Source organism: Ruegeria sp., from assembly GCF_965221235.1.
GTDB lineage: Bacteria > Pseudomonadota > Alphaproteobacteria > Rhodobacterales > Rhodobacteraceae > Ruegeria.
Map to the genome: position 1 here is coordinate 2267424 of NZ_CBDCRS010000004.1, position 14966 is coordinate 2282389.

Genomic DNA, 14966 nt, shown 5'->3' on the forward strand with positions numbered 1-14966 from the left:
GCCATGAGCGATCTTTTGACACATGAAGAGTACAATGCGATTGCGGCAAACTTGGTATTGCCGACATGTGCGTTCATCGACGGCGGGTTTCGCAATTCCACATCAGGCAATACCTTTGAAACAGTGAACCCCGCGACGGGCGTCAAACTGTGCGATATTGCAGCCTGCACTGAAGAAGACGTCAATTTCGCGGTGGAAAAGGCCCGTGAATCTTTTGAAGATGGCCGCTGGTCAAAGCTGCATCCGTCTGAGCGTAAGGATGTTTTGATCCGCCTGTGCAAACTGATGACGCGCAATCGTCATGAACTTGCGGTTCTGGAAAGCATCGACAGTGGCAAAACCATCTACGATTGTGAAACCGTCGATGTACCTGAGACGATCCATTGCATCAAATGGCACGCAGAACTGATCGACAAAATCTATGATCAGGTCGCCCCGGCCTCGGATGATCATATCGCGATGGTCGTGCGTGAACCTGTTGGCGTCGTGGGCTTGGTCCTTCCCTGGAACTTCCCTCTGCTTATGCTGGCCTGGAAAATTGGACCGGCCCTGGCGGCGGGATGTTCTGTTGTGGTCAAACCAGCTGCGGAAACATCCCTGACTGCCCTGCGGCTGGCCGAGCTTGCCAGTGAAGCCGGAGTGCCGGCAGGTGTGCTCAATATCGTCACCGGCAGCGGCCGCGAAGTGGGTGAGCCGTTGGGGCGTCACCCGGATGTTGACATGGTGTCATTCACCGGCTCAACCGTGACCGGACGCCGGTTCCTTGGATATTCATCTGAATCCAACCTCAAAGAGGTTGTGCTTGAGATGGGCGGTAAGAACCCGTGCATCGTTCTGGACGACGCTGAAAACCTGGATGCCGTCGCAGAACATGTGGTGAATGGCGCGTTCTGGAACATGGGTGAAAACTGCTCTGCTGCCTCACGTCTGATTGTGCACCATGACATCAAGGATGCGTTGCTTGAAAAGGTCAAAACACATGCACGCCTTTGGAATGTAGGCAATCCGCTTGATCCGTCCGTTCGTGTCGGTGCCCTGGTTTCCAAGGCGCATTTCGACAAGGTGTGCAGCTATCTGAAGCAAGCCAAGAAGTCCGATATCGTCTTGGGTGGTAAAGACAGTGATGGTGCTTTCGTTGAGCCGACGATTGTCGACGTGGAAAGCAATGATCATCTTCTGGCACGCGAAGAGATCTTTGGACCAGTTCTGTCGGTCATTGCGGTGTCCAGCTTCGAAGAGGCGATCTCGATTGCCAACGACACAGAATATGGTCTAGCGGCTTCGATCTTTACGGCCAACACAAAGCGTGCCCTTCGCGGTGCCCGCGCGCTGCGGGCCGGAACGGTGACGGTGAACAGCTTTGGTGAAGGTGACATCTCGACGCCGTTCGGGGGCTATAAGCAATCCGGTTTTGGCGGGCGGGACAATGGTATCCATGCACATGACCAATACACTCAGCTGAAAACGATCTGGCTGGATCTAAGTGACGATTCCGATAGTTCGGTGGACTAATGGCTCGGGTCGGCTTTGTTGGAACCGGTGCCATCGCTTCGGCGATGGTACAGGCACTGGGAGAGCAGGATCATAGCCTGCTCGTCTCAGAGCGATCTCAGAGTCGTGCTCAGGCGTTGGCGGCGACCTATGACAGTGTTTCGGTTGCTGACAATGCAGGGGTCGTGGCAGGTTCGGATATTGTTATCCTTTGCCTGCCCGCTGATGTGGCACGTGATGTTCTGCCTGATCTGACGTTTCGGGAAGATCAGACCGTGATCTCAGTCATGGCGGGGTTTTCCTTACAGGAATTGACCCATTCATGTGCGCCCGCCACAGATCTGGCCATCATGATCCCACTGCCGTCATTGCCATCGGGTGTAAGCCCGATCGTTGCTTATCCGCATAGTGACGCGATTGTGTCACTCTTTGGTAAATCGGCTCAGCTTCAATTCGCCCCATCTGAGGACGCCCTGAATGCGCATTTTGCAGCGACAGCGATGCTGTTGCCAATCATGACGCAAATAGATGTCGCGGCAAATTGGCTGGCTGCGGCAACTGGTGATAAACCCGAAGCCGAAAGATACATGTCGGCGTTGTTTGCAAGCTACTTCAAGACGTTGGAACTTGATCCCCAGATGAACTTCGAAGCTCTGAAAGCAGGCCTGTCCATCGAAGGCGGCATGAATAGCAGATTGACCAAGTCGCTTAGGGATTTGGGTGTCGAAGAGACTATCGTTGCAACACTAGATCAGTTTGCTGATCAAATGAGGCTCACATCAAAATGAAGGCGGCAAGCTATTCGGCGAAACGCGTCCCCGTACACAGGGGAAAGGCCGCGTGGAAAGAACTTCTACCGTATCGCGCGCCGAACGCGCCGTTGGATACTGATCTGAGCGCAGATTTCGTTGTGGTGGGTGGCGGTTTCGCGGGGCTGGCAGCCTGTCGCCGGTTGATCGAGCTAGAACCTCAGTCGAAAGTTGTCTTGCTGGAGGCTGGGGAAATAGGCGCGGCCGCATCCGGGCGTAATTCGGGCTTTATGATTGACCTTCCGCACGAATTGACGTCCGAAAACTATGCTGGCGAGGAAACCTCGAAAGACCGTGACCTGATCGAGCTTAACCGCCAAGCTATTCAATTTGCGGATGCGGCCGTTGAAGAATACGGAATCGATCCGAATTTTTTTGATCCTGCGGGTAAAATCAACGGCGCGGCGACAGAAAAAAGCAAGAATGCAAATCTCAGCTATGCCGATCATCTTCGGTCACTGAACGAGAGTTACGAGTGTCTCGATCAGCAGCAGATGAAAGACATCACCGGTTCTGACTATTATATCTCGGGTTTGTATACACCCGGGACCGTGATGTTGCAGCCCGCCGGATTTGTTTGCGGCCTGGCTGATGGTCTGTCCCGACACCTCAAGCTGTATGAGAACTCACCCGTTGTCGAAATGACGCAAGACGGCTCGGGGTGGTGCGTTAAAACGGCCCGAGGCTCTGTAAAAACAGAACGCATCATCATGGCCTGTAACGGCCATCTTGAGAGCTTTGGTTTCAAACGCGGCCGTTTGATGCATGTTTTTTTGTTTGCCGCGATGACGCGGGAACTGACGGTTGATGAAGTGCGCTCGCTCGGTGGTCGATCCAGATGGGGCATTACCCCGTCGGATCCAATGGGAACCACGGTACGCCGCATTGATACCGGACATGGCGGCAATCGGATCGCCTTGCGAAATTGCGCCGAGTTTCGTCCCAATATGCAGGCATCGCAGCGGAAGATGGCTCATGCACAAGAAGTCCTGCAAAGAAAGTTTGACGACCGCTTTCCTAACCTTGCGGGAATTCAGATGGAATTCAGCTGGGCAGGCCAACTTTGCCTGTCCCAAAACTCAGTGTCCGTCACAGGCGAAATTGAACAGGGAATATTCGCCGCCTGTTGCCAAAACGGGCTTGGCACGACGCGCGGTACTTTGACCGGAATTGCTGCGGCTGAGCTGGCCTGTGGTCAATCGAGTGTCATCTCGGATTATTTTGCCCGTGACGAAGAGCCCAAACGCCTACCGCCGCGCCCATTTTCGACCTGGGGCGCGAACACGTACTTGCGATGGAAAGAGTTTCAGGCGCGCGAAGAATGAGCTCAATCCCACACATCCCAGTCTTTGTGAAAATCTAGGATAAAGTCTGCGAAATCTGCGGCGTGCCTTCCGGATTTACCTGAGTTGCTTACTTTTATGTAATTCCCGCGCTCGAGCCTTAAGGCCGTGTCATTTGCCACGCATAGATCGTTGTTCACAAGGCTTGTGTGCACGATGTGTTGCCACCCGAGGACCACGCCCTCGCCTCGGATCGCGGCATCAATGAGCATGCAATAATTGTTGCTCACGAAGCCCGGCGCAGGGAGCTCTCGAAAGTAATTCGATTTCGCGAACCAATCGGGCCAATTGATCGGTTGCCAACCGATTGCTGCGGAATTCCAATGTTTCTGGTGCAGATGCAGCAGGTTAGATTGAGCGATTTCTTCGATACTATTGAGATTATTGTCTCTCGCGAAACCCGGGCTGCAAACTGGTTTTACGACCTCCGGAAAAAGGTAATGAACATTTTCACCAACTCCAAATCGTTCGTTTCCACACACGAATGCAACGTCGACTTCTTTAAAGTTCCGAAGGGTGTCGTCTTCATCCGACGCAAGGATCGAAAAGCGAATGCTCGGATTGGATTTTGCATAGAGATCAGTAATGGGTTTCAACCAATGCGTGGCAACAGCCACAGTTGCAGAGCAAGTAATTGTCAGCGATTCAGCTGAACCTTGAACTTCTGCAACAGCTTGACTGATTGAATCCAATCCACTGGATATCGCGCCAAGCAATTGACGCCCCTCGAGCGTAAGTTCCAACGCTTTGTGCTGGCGTAGAAACAATGGTTTTCCAAGGGCGCGTTCAAGATACTTGACTTGCTGGCTCACCGCTGCCTGCGTTACATTCAGTTCGGACGCTGCATTGGTGAAGCTAAGATGTTTCGCAGCGACCTCAAAGGTTGCGAATGAATTCAAAGAAGGCAGATGTCGGCGCGACCAATTCTTCATTTGGTCTCCTGTTTTTTTTGGCGCGCCCACAGATACTCTGCATTCTGGCAAATGTCACATGATCCTTGACCAACTTTTCGTCACCGCTGGAAGGGTGATCTCAGATCATGCAACGAGATCTGCGCACGGTGGTCACGCGAACCTGACAGCCATCCACACAGGTACCGGTTCAGTTGATTGGTGGGTTACAGACACACAAAGGCGCAAGCGCTCTATGCGCGAATGGGAACTAGCGGGTTATTGTTCCTAGCGGAATGCTCAACTCGGGCGGCATGAAAAAACGCTCAATCTGATCGCGTGAAAAGTTCCAATAGCGGACGGCCAGCTGATCTGCTTCCTCTTCATCACCGGCTTCGATGGCCGCGATGATTGCGTCGTTCTGGGCGCTGGTTTGAGAAAGATATTTCGCCAAATGGTCGTCTTGTGATCTATGAAGCCCCATGCTGATCCGAGTGTGATCAATGAGCAAACGATTGAACGCTGATAGCAGGTAAACGTTGCCAGCCATTTTGCCCGCGGTCTCATGAAATTGGTTGTTGGCCAAAGCCCGGTCTGAGAGAGTTCCAGAGCGGAGCGCGGACTTGAAAGCCTCTTGGGTCTGTTTCAGTTTCGCGACCTTTGGCTTTGTGGCGTGTCGAACCGCTAATCTCAAAACTGCCCGGTAGACCATCGGGGCTGTCAGAAAAAAATCTCGCATCGCTTTGGGCGATATTTCACTAACTCGTGCACCTCGGTTGCTTCTCAGTTCAAGATATCCTTCACCGGCCAACTGCGAAACGACCTCTCGAAATGAGGTTCTGGAAAGTTCAAATTTCTCTGACAACGTTGTTTCATCGAGATCGGAACCAGGGCTCATAGCTCCGGTCAACACGGCTGATCTTATTTCGCCATAGCAAGTCTTCTTGCGTTGTTTAGCAGGTGTCGTCATTAGAATTGCACGTTACAGGGACTCCAATAAAATTCCCAGATTTGTCAGGAAATTTTATTGTTGTCAGATATCTAAATATTGTCAAAGACCCGGTCAGAGCGAGAATGATCATCATTCTCGTGCAGGAGAATAAGCCAAAACGATTTGGTGAGCTCAAACGCTGCATTGGGGATGTCACACAAAGCGTGCTTACTGAGAACCTTCGAGGATTGCGGTGTGATAGTTACTTGGCCCGCACCGTCGATCCCGGACCTCCCGATAGCTTATGCTTATGAATTGATGCCGTCCGGTCGCAGTTTGTTTGAGATGCTGAAACCACTTGTCTTCTGGTCGCATGAACATAAGGATGAAGTTAGAGAATTTCGCCTGCAATTCGACCGCGAGCAGGCAAGTTGACTAAAACCGGATATATATTTCTATACAGTGAGTTGCCGTGATTTTACGCAGACTGTGGATTCAGCGAAACGTCAATCTCGCGCATGCCGCGAACGGCAGCAAAGCGGGATGCGACTGAAACACTCGACGGTTCGCCAGCGACCGGTTTTGGCTGGCCTTATCAGCGGCCAATGTCGGTATTCAGAACATCGCTTCGGTTTGTTCATAGTGCAGGATCTGGGAGGTTTGGGCCCGAACCGAAGCACTGCTACGGTGCGACCTTAGGTCTGGTCTGGATTGGCGAACGGCAAGTGCCGCTCGCCTAAAATGGTTCAAATGTCGATTTGCTCGGCGATGCTCAACGCATCTTCAAGTTCGACACCAAGATATCTGACTGTGCTGTCAACCTTTGTGTGTCCGAGCAACAGTTGAACCGCCCTGAGATTTCCGGTTTTGCGATAGATCTCCGCCGCCTTGGTCCGGCGCAGCGAATGGGTACCGTAGCCGCTCGGTTCCAACCCAATCGCAGCCACCCAATCTCGCACAAGTCGGCCATACTGCCGGGTCGAGATATGCGGGCGGTCATGAAACCGGCTCGGAAACATGAAGCGGCAGCCCATCATTTCTGGCGATTTGATCCATGCGGCGATGGTATCCCGCGTGTTTTCAGAGAGTTCGAACTGAACGGGTCGCCGGGTTTTGCTCTGGATCACAGACACTCTCTCGCGAACGCGGTCATCTCTGACCAAATCGCTGACGGAAAGTTTCACCAAGTCGCATCCGCGAAGCTTGCAATCAATTGCCACGTTGAACAGCGCGAGATCACGCAGATTCCTGGCCAATTCGACCCGCGCGCGGATTGCCCACACTTGTTTTGGCAACAGCGGCCTCTTCTGCCCGATAATCCGGCCTTTGTTCCAGGCTCTTCTTCTTGGGGTGACCGCGGGAAGTTGAACTCTTGGCATATTGGGGCCTCCAATCCCCCCCGCCAAGCCCAGACATAAGCACCGCGCTGACAGCTGAACATTACTGTTGGTTTGAATGGCCGTTGTCCGATTGTCTGTTCGTTGAGAAGCGCCACAGACGTATTGGGCCGTCTGAGTCCATACCTACGAAAATACCGCTCCGCGGCCAACGGCAGCTTCCGTGTCCTAAATTTGAAACCGAAGCAGCGCATTGGCAAAACACCGAAGTGGAGGTCTGAGTATGTCGATTGGAGTGTTCTTTGCGGTTCTTTGTGCGGCACTATTGCACGCCAGGTGGAATGCTTTGGTCAAAGTGAGCGTGGATAGACTTGTTCTGCTAACTGTCCTCAAGATCAAAACGACGATATTTGCAGTCGCTTCGATCCCATTCATATCGACACCCCCGGTCGAAGCTTGGCCATACATTGCCGCCTCTGTTGCCATTCATACCGCCTACTTTCTCTTTCTGACGATTTCCTACCGGTTCGGTGATCTGAGCCAAGTCTATCCAATCTCTCGGGGAGCGGCCCCACTGCTGTTTGCCGGGATTGCGGTCGTCGTGCTTGGCGCGACGCTCGAATTTCAGGCCAGTATTGCTCTCCTGCTCATCTCTTGTGGGATAATGAGCCTTGTTTTCAGCGAAAAGGGAGCGACTGGCCAACCCAAAGCTATCGGCGCTGCGCCTGCTACGGGCTGCTTTATTGCAGGCTACACGGTTGCGGAAGGCGCAGGAGCACGTCTTTCACAGGACGCGCTCAGCTATATCCTCTGGCTCAACGCCTTTAACGGTACTCCAATTATTCTAATTGCTACAGCACTTCGTCGTCGTGAACTCGTCCCACAAGCGAAGCGCGTTTGGAAGATGGGTGCATTGTCCGCGATTATCTCGCTTGCAGCATACTGGATCGTTTTGTGGGCAAGCACACAAGCTCCGCTCGCACTTGTCGCAGCCGTTCGGGAAGCAAGCATTGTCTATGCTCTGCTATTTGGGGTGGCCTTCCTGAAAGAGGAGATGGACCTTAGAAAGGTGTTGTCGGTCTTTGTGACCCTCAGCGGGACTGCTTTGTTGCGTGTCAGCCGAGACCGCAAAGCGGACATTCACCCTTTCCAAGTCAAAGGCAGCAAGGTCCGCGGTTTTATCCTCGCCCTTTAAGTGCTTGCTTCGTCACGAACGAATGGCAGGTTTTTCCGAGCCTAGCAGCACCGAGAACCACGCAGCCGCAGCAATTTTCCCGCTGCGTGCGCGCGCAGCACAAAATCACTATGACTGCCTTAGGCTCATAGCAGTCGTCCGCTGACATCTGTCGGGCATGCAGCTTGTCCCGGCACGACCAACGGCAGTTATGCGGACTTTGCTGCCGTTCGATCATTCACTTTAAAAGTCCGCTTCAATGTACAATCAATACCAGTGTAAAACAGAAGGCCTAGACAGCTATTAACCACAAAAGTAGTGGCATGGAGCTATGGCTAGCGTAGCTGTTCAGTTCGAAAAGCGTGAATCAAGGGAACCGTTGCATACATGTTGGCGCCTTAGGCGGTTGAGCAACGAACTCGTGACCAGCGCATTCATAGTTAACCATTTCTAAAGCACTTAATGGCACAAACATGTGTTCAACAAGAGGCTTTGCGTGCGATATGACCCTGATTGATCCCCAAGAGTATCGGGAAGCTTTTGTGCAATAACTGCGCAAGGGAATTCCAATCCGTTTTGAGACGAAAAACACCAAGCCTACGGATCATTACATTTGGCGGACGCAGCGCGATGGCAAGGTTCGGTCATCACATGCCGAACGCGAAGGCCAGATTTTTTCATGGGACGATCCACCAGAGGGTGGACACCCTGGAGAAGACTACGGGTGCCGTTGCGCGGCGGAACCGTATATACTTGAGGCTTCCGAGTTCATGGAAATCACATTGCAGGGTGTCTCAGGTCCCGACGAAGCCTGGAGCAGCCGGGACTTTGTCCGCCACTACTACCGTCGAAACGGACGCGGCGTTACTGTACGCGAGACCGGCCACCTTTCCGCAATCGCCAGTCAATACATGCCTTTGGTGAATAAAAAACTGAAAGACCAGGTTGCGAGGGCAGCTCGCGAGAAGCGCGATGGCCGTTTCTCTGATACGTTTTACAACACCTATGGAATGACAGGTGTCGTTTTCAGTATTGGTGATACAGTGATCGGCGGTGGATTTTTAGTGAATGTCGAAGAACAGCATGGTGTGCTGGCTGTTGAAGGCTCATTTGAATTCTATCTGAGGGACGAATTTTCTGATCCGGCTGACATAGGCGTTGAGGTCATTGATCCAGGCGAGACGATTTTTGAGAACATACACAGGCCGCTAGATAACTACCTTAGAGGCCGCACCGGCCTTCTACCGCATGGGCCTCAACGGCTCGGGATTCAAACTGGTGAAACAAATTCAATAACTGACGATTGGTCGGGAACCCTGAGAGGACAAATCTACCTAGACCCTGCGCGAAGTGCCTATGGATAAATTCTGCGCCCTTTTCGTTACCGGAATATGTGTCGCAATTTTTGCAATCGCCTTCTTTTGGGGGGTCCCAACACGCTGCGTTCAGCTTCCGAACGGTTTGAATATCGGAAAGCAAGCCCTGATCGATCTTAACAGGCCATATTTCATGCCCGATATTGTCCCAAATTTCGGAAACGGAAGGTCGCTACTACCCGGAGACGCATGGCCGTTCTTTACCACAGAAACAACAGTTCACGGGCTCGCGCTAGAAGCCGATCCTGAAGATGATTTCTGGTTCGCATGGCGTGAAGACACTGGGTTGGTCCTAAAGCGAGAAAACCTTTCGCTCTATGATAAGCTCGTTTCCGAAGCTGGCGCACCGATGGGCAACAAGGGTATCGATATCGTAGGTTCTCATGTCGTGATGATAGAACTGCAAAGACGACCGGAATATGCCAATCAAACATGTCGAACGCGATGGATAACAATCGGAACAGGTAATCTCTAGGCCGCAACCGCCCCGGCCTCGTTTTTCGCCGCTGCTATATTCCGCTCGGTGGTCGTGTGCCATTTGCCGCCTCATGCGGAATTGATCGCGCGCGACCAAATCCAGCGCGATCAGGCATAGGATGCAACAAAGCCAACCTTCTGACTTCACGCAGCATCGGTAGCTCTGGGCTCACTACGGACCTCGGAGACGGCGCAGCATCCATGCGTTATACGACCTGGGTACGGTCAGTCCGGCCCATAGCCGCCTTTGAGCAGGTTGATTTGCATCTCCTATCGTGACTGTATTCCGGACATTCGCCACAATTGCACCGCTGGCCTCAGGGGGCCTGGCATAATAACGGCTCCGTCAACATCAACCCAACGGCACACGCAGGCGGGTCGAAACAACCTTGTTTTGGCCCCGCATTTCAATTCAACTGAAAACAGTGGCTTACCGACGTGTCGGTCTCACCAGATGGAGAGTACGAAATGAACCAATCCGACGATCACCATGTGTCAAAACCGGTTGGAACGAACCAGGCGCTGGACCGGATCGTCGATGCAATAAACACAATACCGGAAGGCTTTGCCCTCTACGATTCCGATGATCGTCTGGTTCTGGCGAACGAGACGTATCGCAAGATGCTGTATCCGGGGCACGAAGATCTGGTGAAACCGGGGATGACATTCGAACAGGTCGTTCGCAAAGCACTGTCGCTCAACGTGATCGCAGATGCGGTCGGACGTGAAGAAGAATGGTTGGCGCAGCGACTAATACGCCACGACAATCCGGAAGGCACCCAGATGCAAAGCCGGACATCCGGGGGCTGGATCAAGATCAGCGAGCGGAAGACCAGTGATAACGGAACCGTTGCGATCTACAGCGATGTGACCGAACTGAAGAAGGTCGAAGCCCGCAATGCCGAGCTTGCTCAGATCCCAGAAGAAAACCCCAATCCGGTTATGTGCATCAGCAGCGATGGAAAGCTGCTTTTTGCGAATAAAGCCAGTGACCCGATGTTGAAAGCGTTGAACCTGAAAGTCGGTGCAGCCGTTACAAAAGAATGGCTGGCACGCGTCAGGAAAGGGCTTGAAGAGAACGAACGGCAGGATTTTGAATGCCATGCTGGCGGTATGGTCTATTCGTTACTGCTCTGGCCGGTGCCGGATGCCAAACATGTCAATTTGTACGGGCGGGACGTTACGCAGCTGAAGCAAGCAGAAAAGCGGATGCGAGAACTGGCGCGCATTCCTGAAGAGAACCCTAACCCGGTCTTGCGCATCACTGATCAGGGCAAATTGATATACGCCAACAAGGCAAGCACTCCGCTGATTGAAGCGCTGCAACTGAAGGTTGGCGACCGCGTCGGAACGGGTTGGCGCAAAAGGGTCACTAAAGGTTTGCACGAGGATCAACGGCAAGACTTCGAATACGAGGCAGGTGGTCTGATCTATGCCCTTTTACTATGGCCGGTACCGGAGGGCGGCTATGCGAATATCTACGGTCGGGACATTACCGCCCAAAAGCAGGTGGAAAGCGAACTGCGCGTGGCAAAAGACAATGCTGAAGCTGCGAATAAGACCAAGAGCACATTTCTTGCCAATATGAGCCACGAACTCCGCACGCCACTAAACGCGATCATCGGGTACAGCGAGTTGATGCTTGAGGAAGCCATCGACCAGAATGATGAGACGAACCTGAGCGATCTTCAAAAAATCCAATCTGCCGGGAAGCACCTGCTTGCCCTGATTAACGACATTCTGGATTTGTCCAAAATCGAAGCCGGAAAGATGGAGTTCAATCTGGAAGCATTCGATGTCTTTCAAATGATCAAAGATGTCGGAACAACGGTGCGACCGCTGGCCGAAAGAAATAACAATACTCTGAAGATTGTGTGCGCCGAGAACATCGGGGATATGGTTTGCGATCTGACCAAGGTGAGACAAGCATTGCTCAACCTTTTGTCCAACGCCTGCAAGTTCACCGAAAACGCTACAATCACGCTGTCCGTCCTAAGATCGAAGGAACAGGATCAGCTGGAATTTTCAGTCGCCGATCAAGGCATCGGCATGTCGCCCGAACAAGTCGACAAAGTTTTCGAGGCGTTCACTCAGGCAGATTCCTCCACTACCCGCAACTATGGTGGTACCGGTCTAGGGCTGTCGATCACCAAGGTCTTCTGTGAACAGCTGGGGGGTGACATTCACTGCGCCAGTACTCTCGGCGACGGGTCAACTTTCACAATTCGTCTTCCAAGCGTCTGCAGAGATCCGTCGGCAGACCCGCTGAGCGAAAGAGGGGAGCCCGCGGACGATCCGGACAGCGGTTCAAACGCGCCACTGGTTCTGCTGGTCGATGACGACCCGACGGTGCATGACCTTTTGGGGCGGCGGCTACGAAGGGAAGGATACCGCGTTCTTGCCTCGAGCAAGGGTGACGAAGCACTGGAACTGGCGCGCAAATTCAGGCCTGACGCCATCACCTTGGACGTATTCATGCCCGAGATTGACGGCTGGGCGGTGTTGTCCAAGCTGAAAGACGATCCGGACATGGCGGACATCCCGGTAATCATGCTGACATTCGCAGAGGACCGCACGCGCGGGTTGTCGCTGGGTGCCAGCGAATATCTGGGAAAACCCATCGACACGGTCGCACTTCTGAACGCGCTGAAAGAGCATTGCCCGCCGCTTCTGGCGCCCCGCGCTCTTATCGTCGAAGACGAGGCCGTAACCCGCGAAATGATCTGCCGCGTTCTGGGCAAAGAAGGCTGGCAGATCGAGCAGGCCGTCAACGGGCTGGACGCCCTTCAACATCTTTCTGCATCCGTACCGGACGTCATTTTGCTGGATCTCATGATGCCCGAGATGGACGGTTTTGAATTTCTGGCGGGGATGAGGAAGAACCCGGACTGGAAAGACATACCTGTCATCGTTGTCACCGCGAAGACCCTGTCAAACGAAGATCGCGCGCGATTGAGCGGCTCGGTCGAGACACTGATCAGCAAAGACGGGGATGAAATTGAAACCATCCTCAACCAGTTGAACGACATTCTGGTCAAACACCGGCCTGCCCCTGCAAAGGAAACTTAAGTTTTGAATGGCAGCCCAGAAAACGAAGCACAAAACACACAGGCAGTGTGGCTGGCCAATTTGCGTCAGAACCTCATCTCTCCGGTCAGCGCCATTGTCGGATTTTGTGAGTTGCTTCAAAGCGAATCCAGGCGGCTGAATCTGGATGAGGCTGTCTCGGATCTGGACCGGATTTCTCAGGCGACAACGGAACTGAAGGCCTTGGTGGATCAGCTTTTGCACCCTGAGATGGCGACGAAGCTGACGGTCAGCGGCGATGAAGGCGTGAAACGGCTTCGCCATGACCTGCGTACACCGATGAACGCGATCAAAGGCTACAGCGAAATGATGCTCGAGGATCTGCCGGACCTGGACGCAGAACATCTTGAGCCGGACTTGCTTGGGCTCTTGGACCACACCGAGACCTTGCTACAACGTATCGGCACACTCTCGGGTTTGTCCGGTGATGCTCTCAATGTCTCTGAACCACCACACGAAACGGCCGCGATGTTCGCCAATCTGGCCCGGAGTATGCAGCCCCTGACTTCAATCGCCGATACATCCGGATCAACCGGTGATATCCTTGTCGTCGATGATGCCGAAGCCAACCGGGACTTGCTGGCCCGCCGGTTAAAGCTGGACGGGCATCGCGTCTGGACCGCCGACGGCGGCTATTCCGCTCTGGAGAAAATGTCTTGCCAGCCGTTCGATCTGGTTCTGCTTGATTTGATGATGCCGAATATCAACGGTTTTGAGGTCTTGGTGCGGTTGAAACAAGATGACTCCCTTCATGATATCCCCGTCATTATGATTTCTGCCCTTGATGAGATCGAAAGCGTCGCGCGCTGCATCGAAGCCGGTGCCGAGGACTACCTGCCCAAGCCCTTCAACCCGATCCTGTTAAAAGCCCGGATCAGCGCGGCGCTGGAGAAAAACCGCTGGCGAAAGCGCGAACGCCAGTACCTTGAGATGATGGAAGCGGAAAAGCAAAAATACAAAGACCTTCTGCTCAGCATCCTGCCGCAACAGATCGTGACGCGCCTTAACGACGGCGAGGCTACAATCGCTGATCGCCACAATGATGTTACAGTCCTCTTTTCCGATATCGTCGGCTTCACCGAGATGTCGGCCAGACTGGCCCCGGCACAGGTGGTTTCCTATCTGAACCGGATTTTCTCGGGGTTCGACAAAATGGCGACGGAACTTGGCGTTGAAAAGATAAAGACGATTGGCGATGCGTATATGGTTGCCGCCGGAGTGCCGGATGGTCGTGAAGATCATGCCGAGGTGATCGTCGAGATGGCTCTTCGGATGCTCGATCAGGTCGAGGCGCTGAACTTTGAAATGGACCACCCAATGCATATCAGGGTCGGCGTGCATACGGGACCGGTGGTTGCCGGAATCATCGGGTCGCACCGTTTTCTTTACGATGTCTGGGGGGATACCGTTAATTTTGCCAGCCGCCTTGAATCATCCGGTACACCAGGCCGGGTACAGATTTCCGAGGCCACTGCCAGACGGGTCGAACATCGCTTCGATATCTCTGAATCCGTCGAAACAAGGGTGAAAGGCAAGGGTCAGGTTAGTACCTACTATGTCACCCGACGCAAAACGGCCGCGGATTGAGCGGTTCTTCCTCAGGTCGCAGGCAGAAGGTTCCTCATCTTTTCCAGCAAACGGCTCAGCTCAACGGGTTTGGTATCGAAGTCGTCGCAACCTGCTTCCAGCGCCTTTTCCCGATCACTTGCCATCGCATGCGCGGTCAGGGCCACGACCGGGATCGAGGCCGTCTCGGGCGCTGCCTTGATACGCCGTGTAGCCTCCCATCCATCAATCTCGGGCAGGCTCATATCCATCAAAATGATGTCTGGACGTTCTTCTCCAGCCATTGACACGCCTTCCAGCCCATCCTTCGCAACGACAACGTTAAAGCCCTTGCGTTCCAACCGGCGCGACAGCATATCGCTGTTCATCTCATTGTCTTCCACCAACAGAACTTTCGTCAAAACTCCCCCTTGCGCCTATGCGCATTATGAACACCGATTGGCTCAAGAAGCATCGAAACTTGTATTCGAAGGCCGTGCTCTGCT

General features: G+C 53.3%; 13 protein-coding genes and 1 pseudogene. 10 read left to right on the forward strand and 4 right to left on the reverse strand.

The genetic code is table 11. The annotated features are described in order from the left end of the window. The first annotated feature begins 3 nt into the window (after positions 1-3). The 3 genes from ACOQOY_RS14570 to ACOQOY_RS14580 are packed head-to-tail and all read left to right on the forward strand — an operon-like array spanning position 4 to position 3625. Positions 4-1512 carry an aldehyde dehydrogenase gene (locus ACOQOY_RS14570; protein WP_420586101.1) on the forward strand — a complete coding sequence of 503 codons (1509 nt, stop codon included), beginning with the start codon at positions 4-6 and terminating at the stop codon, positions 1510-1512. Next, positions 1512-2279, forward strand: coding sequence for an NAD(P)-binding domain-containing protein (locus ACOQOY_RS14575; protein ID WP_420586102.1), 768 nt, complete (start codon positions 1512-1514; stop codon positions 2277-2279). The genes ACOQOY_RS14570 and ACOQOY_RS14575 overlap by 1 nt, the downstream gene beginning before the upstream one ends. Next, complete coding sequence (locus ACOQOY_RS14580) at positions 2276-3625, forward strand: NAD(P)/FAD-dependent oxidoreductase (protein WP_420586103.1); 1350 nt, start codon at positions 2276-2278, stop codon at positions 3623-3625. The genes ACOQOY_RS14575 and ACOQOY_RS14580 overlap by 4 nt, the downstream gene beginning before the upstream one ends. Positions 3626-3627: 2 nt before the next feature. Here ACOQOY_RS14580 and ACOQOY_RS14585 read toward each other — a convergent pair whose 3' ends face one another. Both ACOQOY_RS14585 and ACOQOY_RS14590 read right to left on the reverse strand, forming a co-directional pair. Beyond that, positions 3628-4575 (reverse strand): LysR family transcriptional regulator, encoded by a 948-nt coding sequence (locus tag ACOQOY_RS14585; protein WP_420586104.1) that lies wholly within the window; start codon positions 4573-4575, stop codon positions 3628-3630. Positions 4576-4804: 229 nt separating this feature from the next. Continuing rightward, positions 4805-5503 (reverse strand): GntR family transcriptional regulator, encoded by a 699-nt coding sequence (locus ACOQOY_RS14590; RefSeq protein WP_420586105.1) that lies wholly within the window; start codon positions 5501-5503, stop codon positions 4805-4807. Between the two features lie 104 nt (positions 5504-5607). On the opposite strand from ACOQOY_RS14590, the gene ACOQOY_RS14595 reads away from it, so the two are divergent. Beyond that, positions 5608-5778 carry a winged helix-turn-helix transcriptional regulator gene (locus ACOQOY_RS14595; RefSeq protein WP_420586106.1) on the forward strand — a complete coding sequence of 57 codons (171 nt, stop codon included), beginning with the start codon at positions 5608-5610 and terminating at the stop codon, positions 5776-5778. A gap of 432 nt (positions 5779-6210) precedes the next feature. On the opposite strand, the gene ACOQOY_RS14600 is transcribed toward ACOQOY_RS14595, so the two are convergent. Beyond that, positions 6211-6843: a tyrosine-type recombinase/integrase gene (locus ACOQOY_RS14600; RefSeq protein ID WP_420586107.1), complete on the reverse strand. Its 633-nt coding sequence runs from the start codon at positions 6841-6843 to the stop codon at positions 6211-6213. A gap of 241 nt (positions 6844-7084) precedes the next feature. Here ACOQOY_RS14600 and ACOQOY_RS14605 point away from each other — a divergent pair, with 241 nt between their 5' ends. The 6 genes and pseudogenes from ACOQOY_RS14605 to ACOQOY_RS14630 all read left to right on the forward strand — a co-directional run bounded on the left by ACOQOY_RS14605 (position 7085) and on the right by ACOQOY_RS14630 (position 14502). Further along, on the forward strand, positions 7085-7996 hold the full coding sequence (locus tag ACOQOY_RS14605; protein ID WP_420586108.1) for an EamA family transporter: 912 nt from the start codon (positions 7085-7087) through the stop codon (positions 7994-7996). Positions 7997-8544: 548 nt separating this feature from the next. Further along, positions 8545-8709, forward strand: a pseudogene (locus ACOQOY_RS14610) (phage minor head protein); the annotation flags it as partial. A 36-nt stretch (positions 8710-8745) separates the two neighbouring features. Then, positions 8746-9339, forward strand: coding sequence for a hypothetical protein (locus tag ACOQOY_RS14615; RefSeq protein ID WP_420586109.1), 594 nt, complete (start codon positions 8746-8748; stop codon positions 9337-9339). Positions 9340-9484: 145 nt separating this feature from the next. Then, positions 9485-9826 (forward strand): hypothetical protein, encoded by a 342-nt coding sequence (locus tag ACOQOY_RS14620; RefSeq protein ID WP_420586110.1) that lies wholly within the window; start codon positions 9485-9487, stop codon positions 9824-9826. A gap of 470 nt (positions 9827-10296) precedes the next feature. Then, entirely contained in the window at positions 10297-12897 is a 2601-nt protein-coding gene (locus tag ACOQOY_RS14625; protein WP_420586111.1) for a response regulator, read from the forward strand. Positions 12898-12900: 3 nt separating this feature from the next. Then, positions 12901-14502: an adenylate/guanylate cyclase domain-containing protein gene (locus tag ACOQOY_RS14630; protein ID WP_420586112.1), complete on the forward strand. Its 1602-nt coding sequence runs from the start codon at positions 12901-12903 to the stop codon at positions 14500-14502. 11 nt (positions 14503-14513) lie between these two features. Here ACOQOY_RS14630 and ACOQOY_RS14635 read toward each other — a convergent pair whose 3' ends face one another. Continuing rightward, positions 14514-14882, reverse strand: coding sequence for a response regulator (locus ACOQOY_RS14635; protein WP_420586113.1), 369 nt, complete (start codon positions 14880-14882; stop codon positions 14514-14516). Positions 14883-14966 lie beyond the last annotated feature (84 nt).